The organism is Streptomyces sp. NPDC050534 (assembly GCF_044457745.1).
In the GTDB taxonomy this organism is placed as follows: Bacteria; Actinomycetota; Actinomycetes; order Streptomycetales; family Streptomycetaceae; genus Streptomyces.
Window position 1 is genome coordinate 197,174 of sequence record NZ_JBITHF010000014.1, and the last position, 25,911, is coordinate 223,084.

Annotated in this window: 21 protein-coding genes; 10 read left to right on the top strand and 11 right to left on the bottom strand. The window is 70.0% G+C overall.

The genetic code is table 11. The features are described from left to right. Positions 1 to 695: 695 nt before the first annotated feature. Both ACIBN2_RS37550 and ACIBN2_RS37555 read right to left on the bottom strand, forming a co-directional pair. The gene (locus ACIBN2_RS37550) at positions 696 to 2,096 is read right to left on the bottom strand and encodes a sensor histidine kinase (protein ID WP_399141361.1); all 1,401 of its coding nucleotides are present in this window, start codon (positions 2,094 to 2,096) and stop codon (positions 696 to 698) included. Continuing rightward, a complete protein-coding gene (locus tag ACIBN2_RS37555) occupies positions 2,093 to 2,797 on the bottom strand; it encodes a response regulator transcription factor (protein WP_399141363.1) in 705 nt (234 codons plus the stop codon). The genes ACIBN2_RS37550 and ACIBN2_RS37555 overlap by 4 nt, the downstream gene beginning before the upstream one ends. Positions 2,798 to 3,034: 237 nt before the next feature. Between ACIBN2_RS37555 and ACIBN2_RS37560 the strand changes: the two genes are divergently transcribed. Beyond that, on the top strand, positions 3,035 to 3,304 hold the full coding sequence (locus tag ACIBN2_RS37560; protein ID WP_399141364.1) for a hypothetical protein: 270 nt from the start codon (positions 3,035 to 3,037) through the stop codon (positions 3,302 to 3,304). Positions 3,305 to 3,335: 31 nt separating this feature from the next. Here the strand turns inward: ACIBN2_RS37560 and ACIBN2_RS37565 are convergent, their stop codons facing one another. Then, the gene (locus tag ACIBN2_RS37565) at positions 3,336 to 4,307 is read right to left on the bottom strand and encodes an SDR family NAD(P)-dependent oxidoreductase (protein WP_399141366.1); all 972 of its coding nucleotides are present in this window, start codon (positions 4,305 to 4,307) and stop codon (positions 3,336 to 3,338) included. 59 nt (positions 4,308 to 4,366) lie between these two features. Here ACIBN2_RS37565 and ACIBN2_RS37570 point away from each other — a divergent pair, with 59 nt between their 5' ends. Then, positions 4,367 to 4,939, top strand: coding sequence for a TetR/AcrR family transcriptional regulator (locus ACIBN2_RS37570; RefSeq protein WP_399141368.1), 573 nt, complete (start codon positions 4,367 to 4,369; stop codon positions 4,937 to 4,939). Positions 4,940 to 5,006: 67 nt separating this feature from the next. On the opposite strand, the gene ACIBN2_RS37575 is transcribed toward ACIBN2_RS37570, so the two are convergent. Beyond that, positions 5,007 to 5,276, bottom strand: coding sequence for a plastocyanin/azurin family copper-binding protein (locus tag ACIBN2_RS37575; RefSeq protein ID WP_399141370.1), 270 nt, complete (start codon positions 5,274 to 5,276; stop codon positions 5,007 to 5,009). Between the two features lie 434 nt (positions 5,277 to 5,710). Here ACIBN2_RS37575 and ligA point away from each other — a divergent pair, with 434 nt between their 5' ends. Both ligA and ACIBN2_RS37585 read left to right on the top strand, forming a co-directional pair. Beyond that, positions 5,711 to 7,828, top strand: a complete 2,118-nt coding sequence (ligA, locus tag ACIBN2_RS37580; RefSeq protein ID WP_399141372.1) for an NAD-dependent DNA ligase LigA — start codon at positions 5,711 to 5,713, stop codon at positions 7,826 to 7,828. Between the two features lie 94 nt (positions 7,829 to 7,922). Then, on the top strand, positions 7,923 to 8,765 hold the full coding sequence (locus tag ACIBN2_RS37585) for a hypothetical protein (protein ID WP_399141374.1): 843 nt from the start codon (positions 7,923 to 7,925) through the stop codon (positions 8,763 to 8,765). Between the two features lie 85 nt (positions 8,766 to 8,850). Here ACIBN2_RS37585 and ACIBN2_RS37590 read toward each other — a convergent pair whose 3' ends face one another. After that, positions 8,851 to 9,780 (bottom strand): alpha/beta hydrolase, encoded by a 930-nt coding sequence (locus tag ACIBN2_RS37590; protein ID WP_399141376.1) that lies wholly within the window; start codon positions 9,778 to 9,780, stop codon positions 8,851 to 8,853. Positions 9,781 to 10,002: 222 nt separating this feature from the next. Here ACIBN2_RS37590 and ACIBN2_RS37595 point away from each other — a divergent pair, with 222 nt between their 5' ends. After that, on the top strand, positions 10,003 to 11,022 hold the full coding sequence (locus ACIBN2_RS37595) for an Lrp/AsnC family transcriptional regulator (protein WP_399141378.1): 1,020 nt from the start codon (positions 10,003 to 10,005) through the stop codon (positions 11,020 to 11,022). A gap of 58 nt (positions 11,023 to 11,080) precedes the next feature. Here the strand turns inward: ACIBN2_RS37595 and ACIBN2_RS37600 are convergent, their stop codons facing one another. Beyond that, positions 11,081 to 15,253 (bottom strand): beta-galactosidase, encoded by a 4,173-nt coding sequence (locus ACIBN2_RS37600; protein WP_399141379.1) that lies wholly within the window; start codon positions 15,251 to 15,253, stop codon positions 11,081 to 11,083. A 312-nt stretch (positions 15,254 to 15,565) separates the two neighbouring features. Here ACIBN2_RS37600 and ACIBN2_RS37605 point away from each other — a divergent pair, with 312 nt between their 5' ends. Next, positions 15,566 to 16,621 (top strand): AI-2E family transporter, encoded by a 1,056-nt coding sequence (locus ACIBN2_RS37605; protein WP_399141381.1) that lies wholly within the window; start codon positions 15,566 to 15,568, stop codon positions 16,619 to 16,621. A gap of 123 nt (positions 16,622 to 16,744) precedes the next feature. Here the strand turns inward: ACIBN2_RS37605 and ACIBN2_RS37610 are convergent, their stop codons facing one another. The 3 genes from ACIBN2_RS37610 to ACIBN2_RS37620 form a co-directional block, all read right to left on the bottom strand. Continuing rightward, positions 16,745 to 17,383, bottom strand: a complete 639-nt coding sequence (locus ACIBN2_RS37610; RefSeq protein WP_399141383.1) for a hypothetical protein — start codon at positions 17,381 to 17,383, stop codon at positions 16,745 to 16,747. 422 nt (positions 17,384 to 17,805) lie between these two features. Beyond that, entirely contained in the window at positions 17,806 to 17,952 is a 147-nt protein-coding gene (locus ACIBN2_RS37615; protein ID WP_399141384.1) for a hypothetical protein, read from the bottom strand. 2 nt (positions 17,953 to 17,954) lie between these two features. Beyond that, positions 17,955 to 18,110 carry a DUF6131 family protein gene (locus tag ACIBN2_RS37620; protein WP_399141386.1) on the bottom strand — a complete coding sequence of 52 codons (156 nt, stop codon included), beginning with the start codon at positions 18,108 to 18,110 and terminating at the stop codon, positions 17,955 to 17,957. Positions 18,111 to 18,560: 450 nt separating this feature from the next. Between ACIBN2_RS37620 and ACIBN2_RS37625 the strand changes: the two genes are divergently transcribed. The 4 genes from ACIBN2_RS37625 (at position 18,561) to ACIBN2_RS37640 (ending at position 22,100) form a co-directional block, all read left to right on the top strand. Next, the gene (locus ACIBN2_RS37625) at positions 18,561 to 19,403 is read left to right on the top strand and encodes an SDR family oxidoreductase (RefSeq protein ID WP_399141387.1); all 843 of its coding nucleotides are present in this window, start codon (positions 18,561 to 18,563) and stop codon (positions 19,401 to 19,403) included. A 164-nt stretch (positions 19,404 to 19,567) separates the two neighbouring features. Then, complete coding sequence (locus ACIBN2_RS37630) at positions 19,568 to 20,236, top strand: TetR/AcrR family transcriptional regulator (RefSeq protein WP_399141389.1); 669 nt, start codon at positions 19,568 to 19,570, stop codon at positions 20,234 to 20,236. 9 nt (positions 20,237 to 20,245) lie between these two features. Further along, complete coding sequence (locus ACIBN2_RS37635) at positions 20,246 to 21,031, top strand: SDR family NAD(P)-dependent oxidoreductase (RefSeq protein ID WP_399141390.1); 786 nt, start codon at positions 20,246 to 20,248, stop codon at positions 21,029 to 21,031. A gap of 28 nt (positions 21,032 to 21,059) precedes the next feature. Then, positions 21,060 to 22,100 (top strand): NAD(P)-dependent alcohol dehydrogenase, encoded by a 1,041-nt coding sequence (locus ACIBN2_RS37640; RefSeq protein ID WP_399141392.1) that lies wholly within the window; start codon positions 21,060 to 21,062, stop codon positions 22,098 to 22,100. A 121-nt stretch (positions 22,101 to 22,221) separates the two neighbouring features. On the opposite strand, the gene ACIBN2_RS37645 is transcribed toward ACIBN2_RS37640, so the two are convergent. Then, entirely contained in the window at positions 22,222 to 23,874 is a 1,653-nt protein-coding gene (locus ACIBN2_RS37645) for a beta-1,3-glucanase family protein (protein ID WP_399141393.1), read from the bottom strand. A gap of 163 nt (positions 23,875 to 24,037) precedes the next feature. Continuing rightward, positions 24,038 to 25,357, bottom strand: a complete 1,320-nt coding sequence (locus ACIBN2_RS37650; RefSeq protein WP_399141395.1) for a phosphatase PAP2 family protein — start codon at positions 25,355 to 25,357, stop codon at positions 24,038 to 24,040. Positions 25,358 to 25,911: the final 554 nt, after the last annotated feature.

Genomic DNA, 25,911 nt, shown 5'->3' on the forward strand with positions numbered 1-25,911 from the left:
GTGGTGTGAGAGGCCTTCGGGGTCGGTGTGGGGCTCTTGGTGGTGGGTGCGGGGTTTGCAGAATGTGTCGTCGCCGGCCGCTTCGGCGCGGTCGCGTGCGGCGTCGTGCGTGAGGGCCGGGGGGTCCCGGACGGGGCAGCCGTGTGCGCCCCGGGCCGCGACGCGGTGGGCGTACTCGACGCAGGTTTGGGCGTGCCGGACGCGGGCGTCGACGGCCGGGAAGCGTGCCCGGACGCCGGAGCGGACTTTCCGGGCAGTGCCTGGGCGTATCCGGTGGCGAGCGCCACGGAACCGGCCGCGGCCGCGACGGCCACCCAGCGGGTTGTGCTTCCTACCCGGCTCAGGCCGCGCTCCCGGCGCCGCACGGCACCGGCCCGCGTGGGGTGGTCGGGGTGGGACATGGTTCCTCCTCGGCCGTCGGTGAGCCGTCGGAAAGCGCTCCGCTTCCGGCGGCCACACCTGTGGGTATCCGCCCTCCAGACTGCGCAAGCGGACGTCGGGAACCGGTTCAGGAATCCTTCAGAACCCGCAAAGATCCGCAGACACGCAGGTCAGGGCCGCGGCACGAGGTGTCACGAGCTGTCCCGGGCGAGCCGACGGGCGTTCCGGGGACGAGGGAACGGATCAAGGGCCGGCCCGGCACGACCCGCACCGCCCGGCACGATCCGGCACGCCTTTGCACGCCCCCGAAGGATTCAGGTGTCGCTCGTCGCCGTGCCGCTGCGCTGGGACCGGCCGCTTCCGCGGTCACGCCCCCGTCGGGGCTCGGGGAGGGACAGCGCGACGGTCAGCCCGCCACCGGGCGAATCGAGCAATTCGGCGGTGCCGCCGTTGGCGGTGACCAGCCGGTGGACAATGGCCAGGCCCAGCCCGGTGCCGGTCGCCTCGTGGTTGCCGAATCTGCGGAACGCGCTCTCCCGCGCGGCCCGCGTCATCCCGGGACCGTTGTCGACGACCCGCAGCTGAACCGTCCCGCCCTGCCGACTGCCGGTGATCAGGACCCGGCCGCCCTCCTGAACCGCGTCCAGAGCGTTGGCGACCAGGTTGTCGAGCACCTGCTCCAGATCGCCCTCGCCGAGGAACGCCGAGAGCCCGGGCCGGCAGTCGGCGGCGAGCCGGACCCGGCCCGCGTCGGCGACGGGCTCCCAGGCCGCGACCCGTTCGGCCACCAGGCGGTCCACCCGCACCGGCACCGGCCGCGGCACCGCGTGCTCGGCGCGCGCCACCGCCAGCATGCCGTCCACCAGCCGGGACAGCCGGGAGATCTCGCCCTGCGCGTCGGCCAGTTCCGTCGCGGTGTCCCCTTCGGCATCCGCGGCGAGCAGGTCGAGCCGCAGTCTGAGCGCCGCGAGCGGCGTGCGCAGCTGGTGCGAGACATCCGCGACCACGGCACGGTGACCGTGCACCAGGGCCTCGGTGCGCGCGGCCATCGTGTTGAACGTCGCCGCGAGGCGGCGCACCTCCTGGGGTCCTCCCTCACCCGGTGCCCGCGCGTCGAGCGCCCCCTCCCCCAGCTGCTGTGCCGCCTTGTCCAGCACCCGCAGCGGACGGCCGACCCAGCGGGCCAGCAGCACGGACATCAGTACGGCCGTACCGAGGCCGCCGACGCCGATCAACGCGACCCAGCCCCACATCGCCAGGATCCGGTCGTGCAGCGGATCCGCGGGCCGGCTCAGGACGGCGACTCCGACGGGATCCGAGGCGTCACCGATCGGCACGGCGGTCGTCAGCCACTGATCGTCCTGGAGTACCCGGGTGTCGGGGTGGGCGAGTTCGGAGGAGACGAGCCCCGCGGAGTCGTCCTCGGCCACTTCGGAGCACGGAGTCGACAGCAGCACATGGCCGGAGCTGTCGTAGACGGTCGCGCAGTCGCCCCTCTCGTGGGCCTCTTCGAGCAGGGCGCGCGCCGCCGCGTCGGACTTGCGGTCCGACAGGTGCTCCTCGGCGGCGGAGGCGATCGACCTGGTCTTGGCGGCCGCCTGGTCCCGGAACGAGGTCTGCTCCCGCTCCGTCATGAGCAGCCCGAGCGGCACCACCGCGAGCACCAGAATCGCCGTGATCAGGGCGAGAACGCTGAGCGCGATACGGCGGGTCACCGCACTCGGCCCCCGTCGCCGAGACGGAAACCCCGCCCGTAGACCGTCTCGACCAGTCCGGGCACGCCCAGCTTGCGGCGCAACGCGGCCATATGGACGTCCAGCACCTTCGTGGGCCCGTACCAATGCGCGTCCCAGGCACGCTCCAGGATCTCCTGGCGCGTGACGACCCGGCCGGGATCGGCGGCGAGGCACTGGAGGATGTCGAACTCCTTGGGGGTCAGCGCGACGTCCTCCCCGTCGACCGTCACCTTGCGGGTGCGCGGGTCGACGACGAGCGGGCCGTGGGTCAGCAGTTCCGGCCCGGACGGGCGGGTACGCCGCAACACGGCCCTGATCCGCGCCAGCAGCTCCGCCAGCCCGAAGGGCTTGACGAGATAGTCGTCGGCGCCTTCGTCCAGGGCCGCGACCCGGTCGCCCTCCTCGCCGCGTGCGGTCACCACGATGATCGCCATGTCCGAGCGGCGCCGCAGCAGGCGGCAGACCTCGATGCCGTCCATGTCCGGCAGGCCGAGGTCGAGCAGGACCACGTCGGGCGACGGCGTGTGGGTGAGTGCACCCCGGGCGGTGGCGACGGTGCTGGCCCGGTACCCAGCCCGGTCCAGACCGCGCAGCAGCGACCCGGCGAGACCGGGGTCGTCCTCGACGATGAGCACAGTGAGTGCGTCGGGATCGGCCCGAGGGCCGCTTTCCTGTTCCACGGCACCAAGCGTAGGACGACGCCGACGACTCCCCGGATCGGCTCAAGGACAGGGCGCGCGCGGCAGACACCGCCGCGGTCGCCCGGCTTTGCCACATCTGAAGCTTTCCCGGACGTCCTTCAGACGCGGAGCGGCGCACCCTTAAGACATGGCGTCCGCGAGCCCGGACGAACATGGCGTCCGCGAGCCCGGACGGCTGCTTCGCGGCACCGACTTCACCCGAAGGAGGCCCGGCCCATGTCCCAACCCAAGCGCGAGCCCGACCCGGTGCGGCAGCGCGAACGCGGGCTCCTGCGGGTAGGCACCACAACCCGCAGGACCGCCACCGCCGCGACGGCCGCAGCTCTGCTGCTCGGAGCGGGCTACGCCCACGTACTGCCGAGCGTCTCCTCGCTGGCGTCCGACGCCGTCGAGCACTCGTCCCGCAGCCACCAGCAGCCCCAGGCCCCGGCCAACGCGCCGGGCTCCACCACCCAGCCGTCACAGACGACGTCAGGAGCGTCCTGACCGCTGATCGGGACGCTGCGGTGTCGACAGATCAGGTGCGAAGCAGGCCGGCCGAGACAGTCCACAGCCGCCTGGCGGTGGCGGGATCGAGCGCCCATTCCTTGACGCCGTGCGGGTGCTGCGCGAGGTCGGCGTCGTCCGGCACGGTGTGGGCCTCTTGTGCGCCGTCGAGGTAGTGGCCTCCGGTGTGGGCGAACTCCGGGGCGACGGCCGCGACGATGCTGGTGGCGGCCCCCTGCTCGACCGTCTTGTACGTGAAGACTCCGGCGGCCTCGGCCGCGTCGAGCGACTCCTTCTGTTCCGGCGTGAAGTTCCGCTGGAGTCCGGTCGCGACACCGCCGGGGTTCACCGCGTTGGCGACGATGCCGTCGGACGCCCAGAGGCAGCTCGCCTCGACGGCGAAGAGGGAGTTCGCCGTCTTCGACCGGGCGTAGGCGATCTGCGGGTCGTAGCTGCGACGCTCGAAGTGAAGGTCGTCGAAGTCGATGCCGGAACGCATGTGCGCCGTCGAACTGACCGAGACGATGCGTGCTCCGTCGCGCTCGGCCGCTCCCAGCGTCAGGGCGTCATGAAGTCCGGTGGCCAGCGCGAAGTGCCCCAGGTGATTCGTCGCGAACTGCAGCTCCCAGCCCTCACGCGTGCGTTCGAGGCCGCCGGTGACCACACCGGCGTTGTTGATCAGCAGGTGCAGCGGGCCGTCCCACGCGTCGACGAATCGCTTGACGGAAGCCCTGTCGGCAAGGTCGAGCCGGACGACTCGGGGCCGGATCCCTCCCGTCGACCCGGCGATCATCTCGGCGACGGCGTCACCCGCGGTCGTGTTCCGGACGGCGAGCGTCGCTTCCGCCCCGGCGGCGGTCAGCGCACGAGCCGTCTCGATCCCGAGTCCGGAGGAGGCTCCCGTCACGATCGCGCGGACGCCGGCGAGGTCGACGCCCCGCAGTACGTCGTCCGCGGTGCTGGAGGCGGTGAAGGGCGTGGTGATGAGTTGGTGAGTGGCCATGACATCGACTATACGAACTAGACTTGATTTGTATAGTACGGCGCTCGTATGCTCGCTCCATGACCAGTCCCGATGCCGACCGTCCGCCGTCGACAGGCGCCGATACCGACCGCCGGACCCTGGTTCTGGACTCCGCCATGGTCACCTTCGCGCGATTCGGTTACCGGAAGACCTCGATGGAGGAGGTGGCGCGGGCGGCGGACATCTCCCGGCCCGGTCTCTACTTCCTCTTCTCTTCGAAGGAGACCCTGTTCCGTGCCGCGGTCACCCAGGCCCTGGAGCGGGACATCACAGCAGTCGAACGCGTCCTGGCGGACACCGGCCGCCCTCTGCCGGAACGCCTCGTGGAGGCGTTCGACCAGTGGGCGGGCCGCTACGTCGGTCCGCTGTCGCGTGACATCGCTGCGGTCATCGAGGACAACCCCGGCCTTCTCGGAGAGATCGTCGAGACCACGCCGCGGCGTTTCGAGGAACTGATCACAGACGCGATCGCCCTCGAGTCGGAACAAGAGGCGGTCTCCGCCGTCGCGCAGACGATGATCAGCGCCTCGATCGGCCTCAAGCATCAGGCCGCATCACGCGAGTTCTACGTCGACCGCCTGAAGGTCGCTGTCGGCCTCCTGCTGCGCTGAGGACCCTCCCGGCCTGCACCTCCTCGGCTGCGTACGCAGAGGGTGGCCGACAGTGATCGCTGCCCGCTCAGCCGACCTGGATGGGCTGATTCATCCCGAGCTGCTTGTGGCCGGGGATCGGGCAGTACAGGTCGTACTTGCCCTTCTTCAGCGTCACCGTCAGCGTCGCGTGCTGGCCGCCCTGGATGTTCTTGGTCTTGGCGTCCTGCACACCGGGACCGTCGATCGACAGGGCATGCGTGAGCTTGCCGGCGTTGTCGCTGACGAAGGTGTAGGTGCCGGGCGTGAAGGACGACTGGGACAGCTTCAGCGCGTACTCGGTCTCCGTGACCGTCACCCGAGTCCCTGAGCCGGCCTTGCTCGCGGCGGAGCTTGCCGAACCCTTCGCCTGACCGCCGCCCCCGCTGGAGCAGGCGGCCAGGACGAGAGCGGCAGAAAAGGCCACCGCGGTCGTACGAAATGCTGCGCGGCTCGTATGTGCCGAGATTGCCATGTGGCTCATCCCCTTCGGAGCCCACTCACGAGACGTCGGGCTTGTCCGCGTCTGCCGGGAGAGGCCCTCTATGGGAGATACGAACGGCCTTGCCACGTTGTTCAGTGATCGTTGGACGGTCACGTGACGACGGGGGTGCCCTGTCGATGGCTGCTCCGGCTGATCGGCTTAGGCCGCCTGGCGGACCGGATGGTCGCGACCACCGGCTCACCGGCGCGCGAGAGTCATCAGGAGCAGTTGCGAGGGCGTTGTCAGTGGTGGCAGGCAGGATGGCGGGCATGACGACACCCGTTGCGCAGATCGTGGATGCCGCCGCCTACGCGCAGGCGGTCGAGGACGCGGTCACGGCCGCGGCCGCCTACTACGCAGGCGGCTCCTCCCCGCTGGATGACGATGCCTACGACCGGCTGGTGCGGGGCATTGCCGCGTGGGAGGCCGCTCATCCCGGCCAGGTGCTGCCCGACTCACCGACCGGGAAGGTCGCGGGCGGGGCGGTGGTGGGCGATGTGCCGCACACGGTGGCGATGCTGAGCCTGGACAATGTGTTCTCGCCCGAGGAGCTCACGGCGTGGGCGGCCTCGCTGGCCCGGCGGATCGGCGGTGAGGCGGAACGTTTCAGTGTCGAGCCCAAGCTCGACGGTCTCGCGGTCGCGGCCCGTTACGTCCAGGGCCGGCTGACCCGGCTGATCACCCGCGGCGACGGCATCGCCGGGGAGGACGTCTCGCACGCCATCGGCACCCTGGAGGGCCTGCCGGCTCGGCTGTCCGAGGCGGTCACCGTCGAGGTACGCGGCGAAGTCCTCATGACGAACGCCCAGTTCGAGCACGCCAACGAGGTGCGCACCCAGCACGGCGGGCCTCCGTTCGCCAACCCGCGCGGCGCGTCCGCCGGCACCTTGCGCGCCAAGGACCGCGCCTACACGGTGCCGATGACGTTCTTCGGCTACGCCCTCCTGCCGCTGACCGACACCGACCCCGCACTCGCCGGACGGCTGAACGAGCTCGCGCACAGCGAACTCATGTACCTGGCCACGCAGTTGGGGGTGCACACCACTGTCGGCACCGCGGTCCCCGGGATCGTCGCCGCGAGCGTGGAGGACGTGCTGGACCGTGTGCGCGAGATCTCCGGACTGCGCGCCGAGTTGCCGTTCGGCATCGACGGCATCGTCATCAAGGCCGATCTGGCCGCCGACCAGCAGGCCGCCGGATCCGGTAGCCGGGCGCCGCGCTGGGCGATCGCCTACAAGCTCCCCGCCGTGGAGAAGATCACCCGCCTGGTGGGGGTGGAGTGGAACGTGGGCCGCACCGGCATCATCGCCCCCCGCGGCGTACTCGAACCGGTGGAGATCGACGGCGCCACCATCACGTACGCGACCCTGCACAACCCGGCCGACATCACCCGCCGCGACCTTCGAGTGGGCGACCACGTCATGGTCCACCGGGCGGGCGACGTGATCCCCCGGATCGAGGCACCGGTCGCGCACCTGCGTACCGGCGACGAGCAGCCGATCGTCTTCCCCGACGTGTGCCCGCGCTGCGGATCGGCGATCGACACCGGCCAGGAACGCTGGCGGTGCGAACAGGGCCGCAACTGTCACCTGGTGGCCGCCCTCTCCTACGCCGTCGGCCGCGACCAGCTCGACATCGAAGGCCTGGGCGCCACCCGCATCGTCCAGCTCGTCGACGCCGGCCTGGTCACCGACCTTGCCGATCTGTTCGCCCTCACCCGCGACCAGCTCCTCGCGCTGGAACGGATGGGAGAGACCAGCACCGACAACCTGCTGACCGCCATCGCCGCGGCCAAGTCTCAACCGCTGTCGCGGGTGCTGTGCGCGCTCGGCGTCCGCGGCACCGGCCGCTCCATGTCCCGCCGTATCGCCCGCCACTTCGCCACCATGGACCACATCCGCGCCGCCGATGCCGACGCCCTGCAGCACGTCGAGGGCATCGGCACCGAGAAGGCTCCCTCGATCGTCGCGGAACTCGCCGACCTCGCCCCGCTCATCGACAAGCTCGCCGCGGCCGGGGTGAACATGACCGAGCCCGGTGCCACTCCCCCCGTACCGGTCGCCGGACAGACCGAGAACACCGATGCCGACGACGACGGCGACGGCGACGGCGACGGGAGCGCGGACGCGTCAGGCGGGCCGCTGGCCGGCATGACGGTCGTGGTCACCGGCACGATGACCGGCCCACTGGAAAAGCTCACCCGCAACCAGACGAACGAGCTCATCGAACGCGCCGGCGGCCGCTCCTCCTCCAGCGTCTCGAAGAAGACCACCCTCGTCGTCGCCGGCGAGGGCGCCGGAAGCAAGCGGACCAAGGCCGAAACCCTAGGGATCCGACTGGCCACCCCGGCCGAATTCGCCGCCCTGGTCGCCGACTTCGTCGACTGACGCCTTGCCCGGGCCTCCCGTTCCGTGCTCACCCCAGGCGCGTCCCGTGGTGTGCCGCGCGCTGTGGGACCGAACAGAGCTCTAGTGTTGATCCGTGAGGCAGCCCGAACAGCGCGCCGACGGCGCCGGACCCTTCATCACCCGGTTGACCTGGCACCTCCCCGATGGTGGCAGCGCGGTCTGGGAATCACGCCTCGCCCGACGGCGCGGTGTGCTCCTGGTCCACCCACCAGGGGCCGCCGCGAGCCGGCACACCAGCGCCGACGACGTCGCCACCACTCGGCTGCGCAGGCTCAACGCCAGCGCCTCCACCGCCTTCATCATCGGCGGGGTCCTCTTCATGGCCGGTGCCGCCGTCGCCCAGTTCGGCTCCGGCGACGCCACCACCTGCGCCTCGATCTACTTCGCCGGCGGGCTGTTCTTCAACACCGGCGGCTACCTCTCGCTGCTTCAGGTCGTCAACGCACCGCGACACATCCCCGGCGGCGAAGCCCGACTGGTCACCCAGCGCTGGCGCTGGTGGAGTTACGAGCCGACGCGACTCGACTGGCTGAGCACGTTCGTGCTGTTCACCGGCACCCTGGTCTTCGGAGTGAACCTGGTGGACTCCTTCCTGCAGGGTCTGAGCGTCCAGCAGATCAACAGGCTGATCTGGACTCCGGACATCGTGGGCTGCGTCCTCTTCCTGATCTCCGGCCACCTGGCGCTCGTCGAGGTCTGCCACGGCCGGCCCTGCTTCCACCGGCGCAGCCTCGGCTGGTGGATCGTCGCCGTGAACCAGCTCGGCTCCGTCCTCTTCATGGTCTCGGCACTCGCCGCCTACACCCGCCACTCCACCGGCAGCCTCATCAACACCGACATCGCCAACTGGGGCACCCTCGCCGGCGCACTGTGCTTCTGCGCCGGCGGCCTCCTGCAGCTGTACGAACACCCCTGATGCCGGGCTGGAGCCAGGCATGCATGCATGCCTGGGGCGATACCAGCGAGGCAGGCGGCGGTGACGGCTGCGGCGATCCCCGTGGTCAGGTTGACCGAGCGGGTGATTCCGCCTCACCTGGGACCGCGGGAAACAGATGCTTCTCCAGGAAGGAGATCTCCGCGGCCACGGCCTGTTCGTGCGACTCCAGGAACGGGGCGTAATGACGGCCCGTCAGATGCACGACCTCGGACCGGGGTGCGTTCCGGGCGGCCCGGACGGCAGGCTCGCAGAGCACGCTCTGGTCCTCGTCGCAGACGACGACGAGCAGCGGGCACCGGATCCGGGAGGCTTGGCGGCCGGGCCGGTACCCGCCGATCTGCAGGACGATCCGTGCGGCGACCGTCTGCTCCCAGTTCGTGTGGCGACCGTCGGGATCGAGGGCCCGGTCGCCGTCCATGGCGTCCGCCGTGGTGAGCGAGGCGACCGCGCCGCGCGGTCCGGCGGTCGGGACCAGCAGCGGCGGACGCCCCGCGAGGCCCCCGAGCGTGTCCGCGATGCCAAGGCCGAACAGACGGAGCATCGCGAGGGGCGTCATGGAGCGCAGCGCGTGGGGCGCGACCGCGGGGCCGTCGACCAGCGGGGTCTGCGCGATCGCGCAGGCCAGTTGCGGGTGGTCGGCCGCGACACGGAAGAGGTGACCGCCCGCGAGCGAGAAGCCCCAGACCGAGATCTTCTCCGGGTCGACGTCCGGCAGGCCGGCCGCGTACTCGATCGCGGCATGCCAGTCGGCGACCTGTTCGTCGAAGCGAACGATCTGGCGCGGCGCTCCGCCGCTCTCCCCGAACCGTCGGTGGTCGAAGGCCAGGACCGCGAAACCCGCGTCGTTGAACCGCGCGGCGAATTGGTCCGAGGCCGGCTCCTTCGTCACCGAGGTTCCGCCGGCCATGATCACGCAGCCGCCGTTGGACCCCGGATAGTGCCAGGCGGCACACGAGGTGTCACCGCTGGCGAAGCGTACTTTCTCCCGTTGCATGAACGCGGGCACATGGACCTCCATGGTGAGCCGTCGTTGTCGTGGTGCTCCGAAAACCGCGGGCCTGCGGCGTCGTCGTGCCATAGGCCCGTCGCCGGCCCGTCCCCGGCCCGCCGACGCTGACGCGCCTCACGGACGGGACGGAGTGGATGCCCTCCATAGTTGGTCCGCAGTTCCCGACATGGGCTCCGTACGGCGACGTAATGAGCGAAACTTGTCCTCATGGCGCACGCAGCGGCGGATTCCGTACTGAGTCTCGTGGATCAGCGGCTGGTGGCCGCGCTGCAGTGCGACGGCCGCCTCACCGCGGAACGGGCGGCCCACGTGCTGGGGCTCAACCCCGCCACGGTGCGTCGCCGCCTGCACGCGCTCAGCGCCGACGGCACCGTGCGCGTGGTGATCTCACCGGTCGCGCGACCACGCAACGGAGGCTCGGCCGGGGCCCTGTTCCTGCGCATCCGGGTCCTGCGGGGAAAGCTCGACACGATCGTGGCCGCACTCGCGGCACGCGAGGACATCCCGTTCATCGACGTCACCACCTCGGGTGACGAGATCTTCGCGGTCGCCCGCACCGAGCCGGGTTCACGCGACCCTCTGGTCTTTCGCCAGCTGCCCTCCACCCAGGCGGTGACGTCCGTCGAGAGCGCCACGATCCTGCACGTGTTCCGGCTGACCTCCGAGTGGCGTCACCAGGTACTGACCGCGCCCGAACGCGCGGCGCTCAGCCATGCCGAGCCGGTCATCGCGCCGACGGCTTCCGGTTCTCCCGGCCTGTACGGCGTGGACACCGACCCTCTGGAGCAGTCCCTCATCGACGCCCTCACGCCCGACGCGCGCCTGACCGCGGCGGCCCTGGCGGCCCACACCGGGCACCCGGAGAGCACGGTGCGCCGCCGCCTCGCCCAACTGACCGCCCAGGGACGCCTGATCACCCAGGTCCTGGTCGATCCGCGCCGCCTCGGGCTGTCCATCGAGGCCAAGCTCCTGCTGCACGTCGCCCCCGACCATCTGGCCGCCGCGGGGAAGGCGCTGGCCGAACACCCTTCGGTGCACGGCGCGTTCGCGACATCGGGACCCTCGAACCTGCACGCGGCCGCGTACTTCCCGGACCTCACGGCCCTGTACGGCTTCCTCTCAAGCGACCTGGTCGGGCTGGGCATCACCCACGTCGAGACGGCGGTCGTCAGTCGCGCCGTCAAACGCACTCCCCCACCAGCGGGACAGGACCGCCGCCTCCCATGAGACGGCGGTCCGTCCGGCCCCGTTGCTGCTCAGGGCACGTCCCGTGCACCGGCAGGCGCTAACCGCAGGTCAGCGTCGGCTTCGCCCAGTCACCGTGGTCGCTGCCGTTGCCGTCGCCGGCGTCACCGACCTTGAGGTCGAGGACCTGGGCGCCGCTGACGTCGACATCGATCGGCACCGCGGCCTGTTTGCCGCGGATCGTCGGCGTGGTCACCAAGGTCTTGCCGTCGGCGATCACGGAGAACGTCACCGTCCCCGCACCACCTGTCTCGTCGTCGACACCGACGTCCGCCGTCAACCGGGAGCAGTTGCCGGCGAGGTAGAACTCCACGTCGCTGACCGAGTTGGTGCCCAGGCCCTTGGCGTAGCCGGCACCGGCGATACTGATCCCACGGCCGTCCCCGGCCGCCTGCTCGCCGACGCTGCTGTCCCGCTCGACCGGGCCCCACCCGTTGGTGGACGACAGGAACGGCAGGTCGCTCACGGCGCTCTTCCCGGCCGGTGGGGCCGGCGGGATGCCGCCGACGATGCGCTCGTCACCGGCGGCAGCCGACCGTCCGTTCTGCCGGTAGTGCACCGTGGCGGTGAGAGCCGAGGCGGAAGGCAGCTTGCCGGTGGGCGGTTCGACCTCCCAGGTGAAGGTGGCCGATCGGCCGGGTTGCAGGCGCTTGACCGACGCGGGGCTCGGGGCACTCACGCTCCAGCCGTCGGGCGCGGACAGCGAAGCCGTCACCTCGGAGGCGGACCGTCTGTCCTTCGGCACCTGCACCGTCGCCCGGGCCGTGAAGGACCGTCCTGACTGAGCGGTGTCCGGTACGTCCAGGGTGACATCCACTCCCGGACGCTTCGGCATCGCGTACGTCCGGGGGTCGTAGCGAGGGCTGTCGTTCTGCGCGACGCGCAGGGAGGAGGCGTAGCTGCCGTAGTCGGTGAGCGAGACCTTGCCCAGCCCGCCGGTGCTGCCGTCCAGATTCCACACGGCGATGGCGATGCTGTTGCGGCCGTTCGGATTCAGGATGCCGTTGGGAACCGGGAAGGTGTGCTGCGGGCCCAGGTAGTTGACGTAGTTGCCGACCTGCCAGCCGTTCACGAAGATCGTGGCACGGTACTTGCGTGACGGGTCGTCGGTGAACGTCAGCCCCAGCGAGGTGTCCTGGCCGTGCGGGAGGGCCAGGACGGCGTCGGTGCGGTACCAGGACACCCCGGGACGGGTATCGCTCGTCGGCAGGGACACCGACTTCCAGGTGCCGTCCGGATAGCCCGGCAAGGACCAGCCGGCCCGCTCGCCGTACAGACCGCCGGTCGAAAGCGGGCCGCGCACCGTGTCCTTGAGGTCCTCGCCGCCCCGTACGCCCTGCAGCCGCCAGGTGACCGACGTCAGCGGCGCTCCGACGAGGGACGCGTTGGTCAGGCCGCGCGCGGTCTTGTTGCCGTTGGTCGAGTTGTAGTCCTCCTCGTGCCCCATGTTCACGGTGAGTACGGAAATGACGTTGTCGCCCTTGGAGTCCACCGAGCCGGCCGGGAAGGTGAAGTCGGCACTGCCGGTGGTGGAGCTGCCCAGGAAGGTGCCGTTGAGCCAGGCGGAGAACGCCTGCGCGTTTCCGCCGGAGTCCGAGACCAGGTGGATGCCGCTCTCCTTGCCGGTGGCGTGGAAGCGTCCGCGGTACCACGTGTTGCCGGTGTGGAATCCGTAGTCGTCCGCGTAGAGCACCGGCTGTGAGTTGATGCCGGAGACGCTGTTGGTGCTCGTCCTGTCGGCCACCTGCCAGCTGGTGTCGTCGAAACCGGGGGCCGCTTCGGGGGATTCCCCGGCGTGCTTCCAGTTGGTCAGTGTCGGCAGGTGTACCGGCGCAGCCACCGGGATCTTCCCGGTGAGGCTTCCTGTGTCGGTGGCCCGGGTGTCCACCGGCCTGCCGTTCCAGGTGACGCGGAGGGCGGAGGTGAAGACCTCGATGTTCTTGTCGTCGGCGTTGTCGCCGGTGAGCGCCACGGTGCGGCCGCCGTCCAGGCTGGTCGCCGTCCGCAGCAGGTGGGTGCCGCGTACGAGCACCGGGCCACTCGCCGTGTCCTGACGCCAGAAGCTCTTTGCCGTGGCCTTGTCGCCGACGAGGAGCAGCAGCGGGCGCTCTCCGCCACCGCTGATGCTGATGCGGGTCAGGCCCTTGTGGGTGTAGTTCAGCCGCAGATCACCGGTGGCGGCGTCCCAAGTGGTCTTCGCTGTACCGCCGTTGGTGGTCACGGTGGGTTTTGAGGAGTAGTGCAGGACGGTCTCGCCGTCGCTGCCCAGGTCGCCGTAGAGCACGGCGACGTCCCGGTTGCCGATGGTCGCGCTGGTCATGATCTCCGAGGTCGTGTACTGCAACTGCGTTTCCCCGAGGCGGTAGTTCGCCACGATCACGTGCGAGTCGCGTCCGTCGAGCGTGATCGCGGTGCCCGGCTGCTGCGGCACGACCGGGTAGGTCGGCGTCGCGGCGGCGGCCGTCGGCACGTCGATGGCGTCGATGGACACGTAGTTGTCCGACGATCCCGAGCTGTGAGTCCCGTCGACGACGATCTTCAGGGTGTGTGCCCCGGCTGTCAGGCCGGACTTCTGGAAGACGACCGCCTGGTTCTCGCCGCCGGAGTCGTCGACCGTCGCCACCTTGGTGCCGTCGAGGTAGACGTCGGCGTTGCCGTGGTTGTCGGTCTTCGACCCGATCCAGCGGATCGCGGTGCCGTCGAAGGGGACGGTGACCGAGTCACCGGCCTTGTTGGAGAACGACTCGGTGTGCTTGTAGTCGCCGCCGGTGTAGCTCTGGTCGGCCACGTGCGACCACGAACCGGTGTACTGCAGCGCGGAGTCGGGGTCGTCCCAGGTGTAGGTGGTGTCCGCGGTCGGCTGGGCGTTGAAGTCCAGCGAGATGTGGGTCTTGTCGACGGCCGTGGACGTGGAGTTCCCGTGCCGCAGGACGTGGAACTGTGTCTTGGTGTCGGGGTTCATCCGTGCGGTGTCGACGACCGCGGCATTGTCCGGTGGCGTGGCCCTGATCGCCTCGGTCTTGGTCAGCGGGGCGACCGACTGCGTGAAGTACCCGATCAGCTTGTCCTCGTCGTACTTCGGGTCGAGCTGGCGGTTCTCGCGGATCGCGGCCCCGTAGTCGTAGGAGGTGTAGTTCTCCGGCATGCCCAGCCAGCCCCAGTTGGTGCCGCCGTAGGTCATGTAGAAGCTCTGCGCGGTGGCGCCGACGGCTATGTTCTGCTTGTAGAACACGTTGGCGAACTGGTCGTTGATCAGCTGGGCGCACTTGTCGTAGCCCGGTCCGCCCCAGGGGTCGAAGGCACCGCCCTGGAACTCCGGCGAGTACAGCGGCTTGCCGGCCGGATGGTCGTAGCTGATGTCGGGAACGCCGTTCCACTTCGCGGGGTTGGAGCAGTTGAAGCCCTGCGGGTAGGAGTCCGGGCCGTCGACGTCCAGCGCGCCGGTGCCGGAGTTGAAGGTGCCGTTGTTGTTGCCGGTCAGCGGTACGGTGATGCCGTCGGCGTGGGCCTTGTCCTCCAGGTGCTTCATGTAGGAGCGGCCGGCGGCCGAGCCGTTGTAGTACTCGTTCTCGACCTGGTAGGCGATGACCGACCCGGTGCCGTTGGTCAGTTGGTGGCGGGCGATGATCCGGTCGATCTGCGTCAGCCACTCGTCCGCGTACTTCAGGAACCGCGGGTCGTCGCTGCGGTTGTTCCCGGCCTTGGTGGTCAACCAGCCGGGCAGGCCGCCGCTGTCGACCTCGGCGTTGATGTACGGCGCCGGGCGCGCGATCACGTAGAGGCCGGCTTCCTCGGCCATGTCGAGGAGCTTGTCGACGTCCCGCACCCCGCTGAAGTCGTACACACCGGGCTTCGGTGAGTGGTATCCCCAATCGAAGTACAGCGAGGTGGAGTTGAAGCCGGCGGCCTTCATCTTCTGGAAGATGTCGCGCCACAGGTCCGGGCTCGGCAGCCGGAAGTAGTGGAACTCGCCGGACCACAGGTAGGTGCGCTTCCCGTCGACGAGGAACGAGTAGCCGTCGAGAGTCACCGTGTGCGCCCGCGCACTGGCGGCCGGCGCGGTGGCGGATGTCCGCCCGCCGGCCTCCCGCGCCGCGGCGGGCGCGGTCATGCCCGTGGCCAGGGCGAGGGTCGCGGCCGTCGCGAGGACCGCCCTCCACCACCGACGGCGCCCGGGTCTCGCCATCTCCGGACCGATCCGATTACCCCGCACTGCGCCCTCCATACCGCCTGAGCGATCAGAGTCAAACAGACTCAGGCAAAGCCGAACAGTAAAGGGGCACAAGGCACAACACAATGGGGCGGGAGAACACCGCTGAGGCGACCCGGGCGAACTGGCAGTCGTACGCCACGGCCGGGGCCGTTGACCGCCCCGAACGTCCGCCAAGCCGGTCATCGGCCGAGAGGGCGCTTCCTCCACCCGGCAGACGGACACGGTCCGTTTCCTCTACGAGGCGCCGGGCACCCAGTGTCCATGGAGAGGCGTCCCGTCCCCGTACGGACCATTGTCACCGCCATCGCTCTGGTGCTCACGGCCTACGTCGCACTGCAACTGGTGGTGCAGACTCGCCGGGTCCTGGTGTGGATGGTGATCGCGTTGTTCTTCGCCATCGCGCTCTATCCCGCGGTCGACGCGGTGGAGCGACGGCTGACGCGCTGCCGTCGTTCCGTGGCCACGTTGCTGGTCTTCACGGTCACGGTCGTGGTCATCGGCGCCCTCGTCGCCCTGTTCGTCACGCCGCTGGCCCAGGAGGGAACCCGACTCGCCGGCCGTCTGCCCACGATCGTCGAGGACGCCCGCACCGGCCGCGGGCCGATCGGCGATCTGCTGCAGCGCACGCACGCCCTGCGTTACGTCCAGCAGCATCGCGATCAGATCCGCTCCTTCGCGACCGGACTCGGCACACCCGCCCTGGCGTTCGTACGCAGCGCGGCGACCACTGTGGCAGGAGCCGTCGCCATCTTCGTTCTGGCCTATTTGATGGTCCTCGAGGGCCCCAAGATGATCGACGGCACCCTGGCCCTGACCGACGAGGCACGCGCCGCGCGCATCCGCCGTGTCGGCGCCGCCTGCGCCCGCACCGTCAACGGCTACCTGACCGGCAACCTGCTGATCAGCGTCGTCTGCGGCGTTCTGACCTACGTGATGCTGCTGATCGCCGGGGTGCCGTTCGCCGGCCTGCTCGCCCTGTTCGTCGCGATCGCCGACCTCATTCCTCTGGTGGGAGCCACGCTGGGAGCGGTCGTCGCCTCCCTGGCGGCGTTCATCCACTCCATACCGGCCGGCATCGCCGCCGTCGTCTTCTTCATCGTTTATCAGCAGATCGAAAATCACCTTCTGCAACCGGTCATTCTGTCCCGGACGGTAAGACTCAATCCCCTCACCGTCCTCGTTTCCATCTTGCTGGCGGTCGAAATCGCGGGAATTCTCGGCGCCCTCCTCGCCATTCCGGTCGCCGGCATGATTCAGGTCGTTCTCCGCGACATCTGGGCACACCGTGACGGCCGCAAGCTGCGGCTGCCCATGCGCGGGGACAAGAAATTCGACGACACCGCCGGAGCCGTCGAATCGACGCACTGACCACGAGGAAGCCCCCTGTCCAGAGGCATCGCGGGCTTCCGTCCGGGGACCGACGCGCGCTTGGGCAGGCGCCGGCCCTCGGCATCCCGGGGTTCGCGGCCGACCCCGGCGGCTCGGCCACCATCAGGCTGCCGCAGCGACCCGGGTACGCAGGTTGTGGAACTGACGGGTCTGCATGATGAAGTGGGCGGGTTCACCCAAAAGCAGGTCGAACGGCCGGGTGAGGCCACGCGGGCGGCTCTGCCCGCGAGTGCGGACCACCAGGCGGGTTGTGCCCTCGGCGGTCGGCCGCAGGTGGAAGCTCCATACACCGTCCATGCGCGCCACCGGGAGAACGTCCCACTGCGGATCGAAGGAGTGGCCGGAGGGCAGGCTGAGGTCCGAACGCAGCACCAGGGTCCGGTTCGGCTCCAGGCGAGCCACGGTGAACCAGGACCGGCCGTCCCGCGTCGCCTGCAGCCGCTGCCCTTCCTCCAGGGTCTGCCACTCGGGCGCGAGGCGGTCCGCGCTGGCTTCGCCGAAGCGGTCCAGGAGGTCCCAGCTGTACCAGCCGCCCCGGTCGACTCCCATCTGCACCAGCCAGGGCCATACCCTCTCGGGCGGTGCCGGAAGGGTGGTCGCCATGGTCGAGGTGCCGTCGGCGTCGGGGACGAGTTCGTCGCCGGGGTAGGCGCGGGCGGTCTCGCCCTGTGTCGCACCCCAGGTCAGCAGCCGCGGCCGGACCCCCAGCGCGTAGAGCGCCAGCGCGGCGGAGGCCGCCATGAAGGGGAGCAGACGGCCCCCCGGTCGCCGTCGGCATGATTTCTGCTGGGACATCGTGTCCTCCCTGGCCACCTGGGAGCGGGTCTGGTGTGACAGACCTCCAGGCCGTACGGCACGAGACCGGTGCACGGGGATGGACGGGCCGCGCACCGGTGGTCGCCGGCAGGGTGCCGGACAACGCGGAGCGGCGGTCGCCGATGCGGGTGAGGGGTCCTTCTCCGCACCCGCGGCCGGCGCTTCGCGCGAGGGGCCTCGGCCTGGAGCCCGTCGCTTCCTCTCTGCATACCTGGTGTGGCACGGCCCGCGCGAGGGCCGGTCGGCCCCGCGCCGGGTCCCATCGGCCCGACTGCACAGTGTTCTTCGAGGGGTTGCGCCGCATCCACGCCGTCACACCGGACGCCCACGCACTCGGTGACTGTTCGTCAGACGTCGTACCCGCGAAGGATGTAGACGTGGGTGGAGGGCGGGCGCAGCGCCCGTACGGAGAACCCGCCTATGCCGAAAACCCGTCGCGGCCTGGTGTCGTTGAGGACCAGGCCGCGAGTCGGGTGCCGTTCGACTGCCGTCACCGTCACCAATAGTGGCGTCGACCGGCGACCGCGTGCCCCATGGACCCCAGGAGCCAGAAGACAGCCCCGACCACGGCCAGAATGATGCCGATGGTCCACAAGATCGATATGCCGGTAAGGAAACCGACGACAAGCAGAATGATGCCGAGGGCGATCATGACGTACCTCCTAGTGACCCGTGTTAGCGCTCGAGTGCCCCCAAGCAGCAACATCACGCCACCTGCCGGCATCAAGAGGCACGCAATGGTGGGGCGTTGGCCAGGGGCCAGGCGGATCGGTACCCAACGCCTGTCGGAACGGACCGCCGTGCCGACCGGTCGACTGCCGCAGCCATACACACAAAGACGCTGATCAGGGGCCTGTGGCCGCCCGCGGAGCTGGTGATTTCACCTCACGGCCTCCGACCGACGGCGCCGGCTGCCACGCGAACGGGCACAGCGGGGACAGCGGGGACAATCTTTCCAAGCAGCGCACCTGCGATGTCCCCGTCGGCCGAAACGCACTCTGGCAGCCGCGGCACGGCCCGGTCCGAGGCAGGCTGTGAGCGGGCGTCGCACCGATCGACGTCCCAAAAGCGGTCCAGAAGGGGGACGGCAGTGAAGGTGCTCGTGGCAGGGGCGACAGGCCACCTCGGGAGGCACGTTGTCCCGGACCTCAAGGCGCGCGGCCATGTGGTCCGCGCATTGGTGCGCGACCCGGACCGGCTGGGCCCGCTCCGTGACACGGTGGACGAAGTGATCACCGCGGACGCCACCGATGTCCACGCCCTCGCCGGCTGCTGCGACGGGATCGACGTACTCGTCAGCACCGTGGGACTCGTGGGCAAGCCGGCCAGACTGAGCTGCTGGGACGTCGACTACGGCGCCAACCTCAACCTGCTGAGGGAGGCTGAACGGGCTGGCGTCCAGAAGTTCGTCTACGTCTCCGTGGTCCACGCGCCCGCGCTGGAGGACCTGGCGCTCGTCCGGGCGAAGCGCGCCTTCGAGAACGAACTCCGGGCCTCGGGGATGAGACACACCATCCTCTACCCGAACGGCTACTTCTCGGACATGGAGGACTATCTGCGGATGGCGCGCCGGGGCCGGGCTTTCGTCTTCGGCAAGGGCGGCTTCGACATCAACCCCATCGCGGGTGAGGACGTCGCGGCGGCTCTCGCGGACGCCGTCAGCACCGGGGAACGGAGCATCGAACTCGGCGGCCCCGAGGTGCTCACCCACGAGCAGATCGCCCGAGCCGCCTTCGAGGCCCTTGGCAGACCCGCTCGGATCACCCACCTCCCGCCCTCGGCACTCAAGTTCGGCCTGATGCTGCTGCGCCGGTTCACCCCGGTACGTATCCACGCAGTGCTCGAGTTTCCCCTGACCGTCCTCACCCACGACGTCATCGCGCCTACGAATGGCCGACGCCGTCTTGCAGATCACTTCCGCACCGAAGCCGAAGCTCGCCCCTGAACCTCACCTCAGCGCCGTGCGCGACCAGTTGAACATTCCTTGCCTCCTCCTGACCCGGGCCGCCCTACGACGTCCACGACACCGCGATCACTTATGTCTCAATGCGACTTATGTCTCAATGCGACATGTGTCCCCATGGGACATCAAGGCGTATGTTCGTCACCATGAAGGTGACGAAGCCCCTCCCCCCGACGCAGGACCGGCGGCACCGCAAGGCGCAGCAGACGCGGAACGCGCTGGCCGCCGCGGCCGTGGAGCTGATCCTTGAGCGGGGGCTGGCAGCCACGACCGTCGAGGCGATCGCGGAGGAGGCCGACGTCACCCGCCGTACCTTCAGCCGGCACTTCACCGGCAAGGAGGACGCGGCCCTCGACTTCGTCCGGGGTGACGGCGACCGCATCAACGACCTGCTGCGCGCCCGGCCGGCCGGGGAACCACCGCTGCTCGCCTACCGGCGGGCGGTACGCGCGTGGCTCGCCGACCAGGAGAACCCGGCCCACCACCTGCGCCCCCGGATGCGACGGCTGCTGACCCTGGTGGACGCCGAGCCCGCCCTGTTCGCCGCCTACGAACGCATCCGGGTCGACGCCCAGGAGGAGTCGATCCGCATCATCGCCGAACGGCTCGGCACCGACGACGTGCGGGACATGCGCCCGGCCGTCGTCGTGGACGCCGCCGCCGGAGTCCTGACCGCCGCGCTGCGCGTCTGGGCGCGCGGCGGCGAGCACCACGACTCGGGAGCCGCAGACCTGGCCGCCGTGGTGGAGCGGGCCTACGACGCCCTGATCTCGGAGGCCGCCACCGCGGCCGCCGAACCATCTTCCGAACAGTGAGAACAGCACATGCGCACCACCTCCAGCACCGAGTTCACCTACAGCAGTGAATTCGCCGGCCGTGCCGCCCTGGTCACCGGCGCCGCCTCCGGCATCGGCCTGGCCACCGCCCGCCGTCTCGGAGCCGGCGGGGCGAACGTCGTCATCGCCGACTACAACGCCGAGGGCGCCGAGCAGGCCGCCGAGAACCTCAAGGCCGAGGGCGTCAAGGCCGCCGCCGTGAAGCTCGACGTGACCGACCCCGAGTCCGTGGCCGCCGCCGTCGCCTTCACCGTGGACACCTTCGGCGCCCTGCACCTCGCCGTGAACAACGCCGGCATCGGCGGCCCGAGCGCCCCGACCGGCGAGTACGACCTCGACGCCTACAGCCGGGTCATCCGCACCAACCTCGACGGTGTCTTCTACTCCCTGCGCTACGAGCTCCCCGCCATCGAGGCGGCCGGCCAGGGCGGCGCCGTCGTCAACGTGGCCTCCATCCTCGGCTCGGTCGGCTTCGCCGGCTCCTCCGCCTATGTCGCCGCCAAGCACGGCGTGGTCGGCCTGACCAAGACCGCCGCCGCCGAGTACGCGGCGAAGAACATCCGCATCAACGCCGTCGGCCCCGGTTTCATCGAGACCCCGCTGCTGAAGGGCATGGACCAGGAGGCCCACGATGGTCTGGTCGGCCTGCACCCGATCGCCCGCCTCGGCCGCCCGGAGGAGGTCGCCGAGCTGATCGTCTTCCTGCTCTCCGACCGCGCCTCCTTCGTGGCCGGCAGCTACCACCTGGTCGACGGCGCCTACACCGCCCTCTGAGAAGCAGCCGCTGAAAGGAGTCCACATCATGAAGGCACTGCAGTACCGCACGATCGGCGCCGCCCCCGAGGTGGTCACGGTCCCCGACCCGGAGCCCGGACCGGGACAGGTCCTGCTGAAGGTCACCGCTGCGGGCGTCTGCCACTCCGACATCGCGGTGATGAGCTGGCCCGCCGAGAACTTCCCCTACGAGCTTCCGCTCACCCTCGGCCATGAGGGCGTGGGCACGGTCGCCGCGCTGGGTGACGGCGTCACGGGGCTCAGCGAGGGTGACTCGGTCGCGGTGTACGGGCCCTGGGGCTGCGGCACCTGCGCCAAGTGCGCGGAGGGCAAGGAGAATTACTGCCTGCGGGCGGACGCCCTGGGTATCCGGCCGCCGGGACTCGGCTCGCCGGGCGCCATCGCCGAGTACCTGCTCGTCGACGACCCGCGCCACCTCGTACCGCTGGACGGTCTGGACCCGGTCGCCGCGGTCCCGCTGACCGACGCGGGCCTCACCCCGTACCACGCGATCAAGCGGTCGCTGCCGAAGCTGCTCCCCGGTTCGACGGCCGTGGTCATCGGCACCGGCGGCCTCGGGCACGTCGCCATCCAGCTGCTGCGCGCGCTCACGCCGGCCCGGGTGATCGCCCTCGACGTCAGCGAGGACAAGCTGCGGCTGGCAAGGGAGGTCGGCGCCCATGAGGCGGTGCTCTCCGACGCCGGCGCGGCGGCTGCCGTGCGCACCTTGACCGGTGGGCTCGGTGCCGAGGCCGTCTTCGACTTCGTCGGCGCCGAGCCCACCGTGCGGACCGCGGGTGCCGTCGCCGCCGTGGAGGCCGACGTCACGATCGTCGGCATCGGCGGCGGCGCCCTGCCGGTCGGCTTCGGGTCCCTGCCCTTCGAGGTGTCGGTCACCGCGCCCTACTGGGGCAGCCGGAGCGAGCTGATCGAGGTGCTGGGCCTGGGCCGCTCGGGTGCGGTGTCGGTGCACACCGAGACCTACGTCCTGGACGAGGCCCCGCTCGCCTACGAGCGCCTGCACGCGGGGAAGATCAACGGCCGGGCGGTCATCCTTCCCAATGGTTGACTTCCCAACGGCTGACTTCCCAACGGCTGAGCCGCGTAGGGCGGTTCAGAGCCGTCGGTCCTCCGGCGGCCCCGGGGACGCCGGGGACGCCGGGGCCGGGGGGAGCCAGGAGGCCGGAGGGTCAGCGGGCGAAGGTGAACCAGTTGATGTTGGTGAAGTCCGAAGTGCTGCCCGAGAAGACCAGGTAGACGTCGTGGACGCCGGTGGCGGAGGCGACGATGTTGGCGGGGACGGTCTGCCAGTTCTGCCAGCCGCCGTTGTTGGCGAAGTCGATCTCGGCGATCTTCGTGCCGCCGGCGCTGTCGAGCCGCACCTGGATGGCGCCGCTGATGCCCGCGGCGGCACCCGACGCCAGCCGGGCCTTGAACTGGCTCGGGGAGGCCGAACCGAAATCGACGGAGGAGAACTTCAGCCAGTCGCCGTTCGAGATGTAGCCCACGTCGCTGCCGCCGCCGGTGTCGGAGCAGCTCTCGGTGGTGGTCCCGTTCTGTGCCGAATAGGACTCGGCCTGGATGGTGCCGTAGGCGCTGGTGCCCGAGCCGCCGCCCGGTCCTCCGCCGGAGGCGCCGGCGCCCAGCGTGATGCTCCACGAGGTGGGCGCCCCGTCCTGGATGTGCCCGTCGACGGGGGCCGAGCCGGTGGGGCCGACGTCGTCGTAGGGGAAGGCGTAGCCGATGTTCGCGTACTTGTGGACGAGGCGTGCGTAGTGGTTCGTGATCGAGTCCTGGTAGTACTGCGAGGGCGTCACGCCGTCCGGCTGGTTGTTCCCGCCGGAGACGAGGAGCGAGCTGCGGTTGAGCGCGGCGGCGAGCCGGGCGGCTATCGCTCCGCGTGCGTCGGCCCCGGAGTTGTAGAGGGGACCGGACGCGCAGCCGAAGATGTCGACGGCGCTCGGCTTGGTGAACGGCACGCCGTTCGTGTTGAGGCCGGAGAAGACGATGGCGTTCCCGGAGACGGTGCCGGTGTAGGAGCCGATGCTGCCCTGGCCGTTGATGGTCAGCGGAGTGGAGGCGTAGTGGCTCCAGACCCGGTTCAGGTAGTCGTCCCAGTAGCCGCCGAAGTCCACCGGTGCGTGCGAGGGCGACATGACGCGCAGCACCGCGCCGGAGGAGTCGGTGACCACCAGTCTGTCCCAGGGGGCTCCGTCGGAGGCGTGCTGGGTCTGCAGGCCGGTGGCGATGGAGGCGAGGGCGCCGGCGGGCAGTGGGCTGACCGACTGGTTGCCGCCGCTGCCGGTGCTGGCCATCGAGATCGGCAGCGCGACCATGTCGACGTAGGAGATGTTCGCGTAGAGGTTGGCGCTGTTGAAGGTGAACTCGCAGAACGTCCAGTTGGTGGCCCAGTTGGGGTCGGAGCTGACCAGGGCGGGCTGCACCACGCCGGGCACGGTGCCCGGGTTGACGAAGAACTGGAGCTTCTTGCCGACCGAGAACCAGACACGGCCGCCGATGATGTAGTCGGTCAGGTTGACGGTGGTGCCGGCCGAGCCTGAGGCGCCCAGCGCGATGGAGTAGTCGGCGATGGGGGTCACCGGGGAGGACGGATTGGGCAGCCGGTTCAGGGCGCCGTTCGCCGAGACGAAGACCGGCCAGCCGCTGCTGTCGGAACCTGAGATGTAGGCGTAGACGGTGTCCTGGCCGGAGTTGTTCGCCAGTTTCACGGGGAGCGAGACGCCCGCTGCCGCTGCCGTGGAGGCCGACGGCGAGAACGGGCCGAGCGCAGTCGCGGCGGTGACGGAACCTGCCGCGGCCAGGAAGGAACGTCGCGAAACCACAGGGGCCCTCCCGGATGGGGGATGTCCCGCCAACCATGTGGCGGGTGGGGGGTGTTGTGCCTTGTGCGGTTCTGTGCGAAGTGAAGCTATTGGACTGGACCAATACAGTCAAGAGTCGGCCAGGGACCGGCAGCTGCCGGTCCCTGGCCGATACGGCGTCGCGTCAGATCAGTTCGGGCTGCGGGGCCGGCCGCGGCCCACGCACCATTCCCGGCTCCCATGACGTGGTGGTCCGTACGTAGCCGTAGACGACCGACACCATGGCGAGGAGAAGGAGGGGACCGGCCAGCCAGGGGTGTCCGGCCATCTTCAGCGGCAGATAGCGGTAGGACACCAGGAGGGCGGCGAAGACGGTCGCTCCGTAGGCGACCAGCCGGACCCCCGACCGGTCCCAGCCGTGGTCGAAGGCGCGCAGGGCCGCCTCGATCGTGAGCGTGAACACCACGCCGGCGATGAGGTCGGCGCCGTAGTGGTAACCGAAGCCGAGCGTCGCGGCGAGGGTGGCGATGAGCCAGAACGTGCCGGCGTAGCGCAGTGCGCGCGGGCCCTTGCGGGAGTGGATGAAGATCGCCGTGGCCCACGCGGTGTGCAGGCTCGGCATGCAGTTGCGCGGGGTGATCTCATCGAACGACATCGACTGCGGGGCACCGATCGGAGACAGCGTCCCCGGCCACAGGTCGGCCACGGCCCAGGGCGCACTGGGCGGCATGTGCGGTGCCCACAGGCTGACCCCCTCCCAGTGTTCGGCGCCGGTGCCGTAGGCGAAGACCGGGCCGACCACCGGGAAGATCATGTAGAAGACCGGCCCGACGAGACCTATCACGAGGAACGTGCGCACCAGGTGGTGGCGCGGGAAGCGGCGCTCGGCGGCCACATGGCGCAGTTGGTACAGCGCGACCACGACCGCGGCCACCGGGAGCTGGCCGTAGACGAAGTCGAGGAAGTTGAAGCCGACGGGGCCGGAGGCGGTGACGATCCGCCCCAGCAGCCAGGACGGGTTGCCCAGCGCGTGGTCGGCGGTCGCCACGTACTGGTCGAGCACCATGGGACGGGTCTTGGAGGTGATGAACAGCCAGGCGTCGCCGGTCTTGCGGCCCGCCACCAGCAGCAGGGCGAGTCCGACACCCTTCAGCAGCAGGACGCGTTCCGGGCCGGTGCGGCGGGTGACGGCGACAACCGCACAGCCCAGGATCACCCAGAGCGCACCGTTGCCGAAGGGGTGGCCATGGGTCACTCTTATGTCGGCGAGCCAACGCACCACCCAGATAACGATGTCAATGCCGATCGCCGCGCCGAGCGCCATGAAACGCTGCCGCCAGGTGAGCACCACCATCATCAACGCCATGCCGGCGTACAGCAGTCCACCCGACTTCGGCGGGCATATGACCTCGCGTGCCTGTGCGGTGATCGGCCCCGGCAGGCCGTAGTGGCGCACGGCGAATTCCAGCGCTATGAGGAATCCGAGAACCGCGACCGCCGCCACGGCCCAGAGTCTTGCCCCCAGTTGAGACCGTCTGTCTATCAATTCCGAACCGCTTCACTAGATCCTGGCCATGTCACGCGCCCCACCTGTCCCACCCACCCGTTCGAGTAGGACGGAAAGAAGTACCCCGGGGTTCCGGATCGATTCCGGCCTCGTTCGCACCCTGTTCACCGGGCGAATCCGGCGAAGGCAGACACATAGGACGTGCTGGGCCTGGCGGGCGTACTCGACGTACGGAACGGGCTCGGCGGACGGAGGCCGCTACGGGCCGCCGAGAGGAGGCGCGTGCCTGCGTACGCCGGCCACCGCGCCCACGATTCGGATGAATCTCCCCATACCCTGACTCACTTCGCCCCCTAGATCCACTGAGCCAAACACAACCAATCTGCGCAGGTCAATAGACATGCGACAGCGATCACTCAGCGGGCACTCAGCGGGCACCCAGCAAACCGGAGAGCGCTCTCGGCCCTGCAGAAGAGAACGGCGCCCGACCACCCTCCTCACGGCGACGTCCGCGCAGGCGCATACCGCCGAATGGATGTAGGTTTCTCGGA

Bases quoted from the DNA above. Each gene is read 5' to 3' on its own strand.
- ACIBN2_RS37560 (WP_399141364.1), top strand. From the start codon at position 3,035: ATGTCCCAACCCAAGCGCGAGCCCGACCCGGTGCGGCAGCGCGAACGC.
- ACIBN2_RS37565 (WP_399141366.1), bottom strand. From the start codon at position 4,307: ATGGCCACTCACCAACTCATCACCACGCCCTTCACCGCCTCCAGCACC.
- ACIBN2_RS37570 (WP_399141368.1), top strand. From the start codon at position 4,367: ATGACCAGTCCCGATGCCGACCGTCCGCCGTCGACAGGCGCCGATACC.
- ligA (WP_399141372.1), top strand. From the start codon at position 5,711: ATGACGACACCCGTTGCGCAGATCGTGGATGCCGCCGCCTACGCGCAG.
- ACIBN2_RS37590 (WP_399141376.1), bottom strand. From the start codon at position 9,780: ATGCAACGGGAGAAAGTACGCTTCGCCAGCGGTGACACCTCGTGTGCC.
- ACIBN2_RS37595 (WP_399141378.1), top strand. From the start codon at position 10,003: ATGGCGCACGCAGCGGCGGATTCCGTACTGAGTCTCGTGGATCAGCGG.
- ACIBN2_RS37610 (WP_399141383.1), bottom strand. From the start codon at position 17,383: ATGGCGGCCTCCGCCGCGCTGGCGCTCTACGCGCTGGGGGTCCGGCCG.
- ACIBN2_RS37620 (WP_399141386.1), bottom strand. From the start codon at position 18,110: ATGATCGCCCTCGGCATCATTCTGCTTGTCGTCGGTTTCCTTACCGGC.
- ACIBN2_RS37630 (WP_399141389.1), top strand. From the start codon at position 19,568: ATGAAGGTGACGAAGCCCCTCCCCCCGACGCAGGACCGGCGGCACCGC.
- ACIBN2_RS37635 (WP_399141390.1), top strand. From the start codon at position 20,246: ATGCGCACCACCTCCAGCACCGAGTTCACCTACAGCAGTGAATTCGCC.
- ACIBN2_RS37640 (WP_399141392.1), top strand. From the start codon at position 21,060: ATGAAGGCACTGCAGTACCGCACGATCGGCGCCGCCCCCGAGGTGGTC.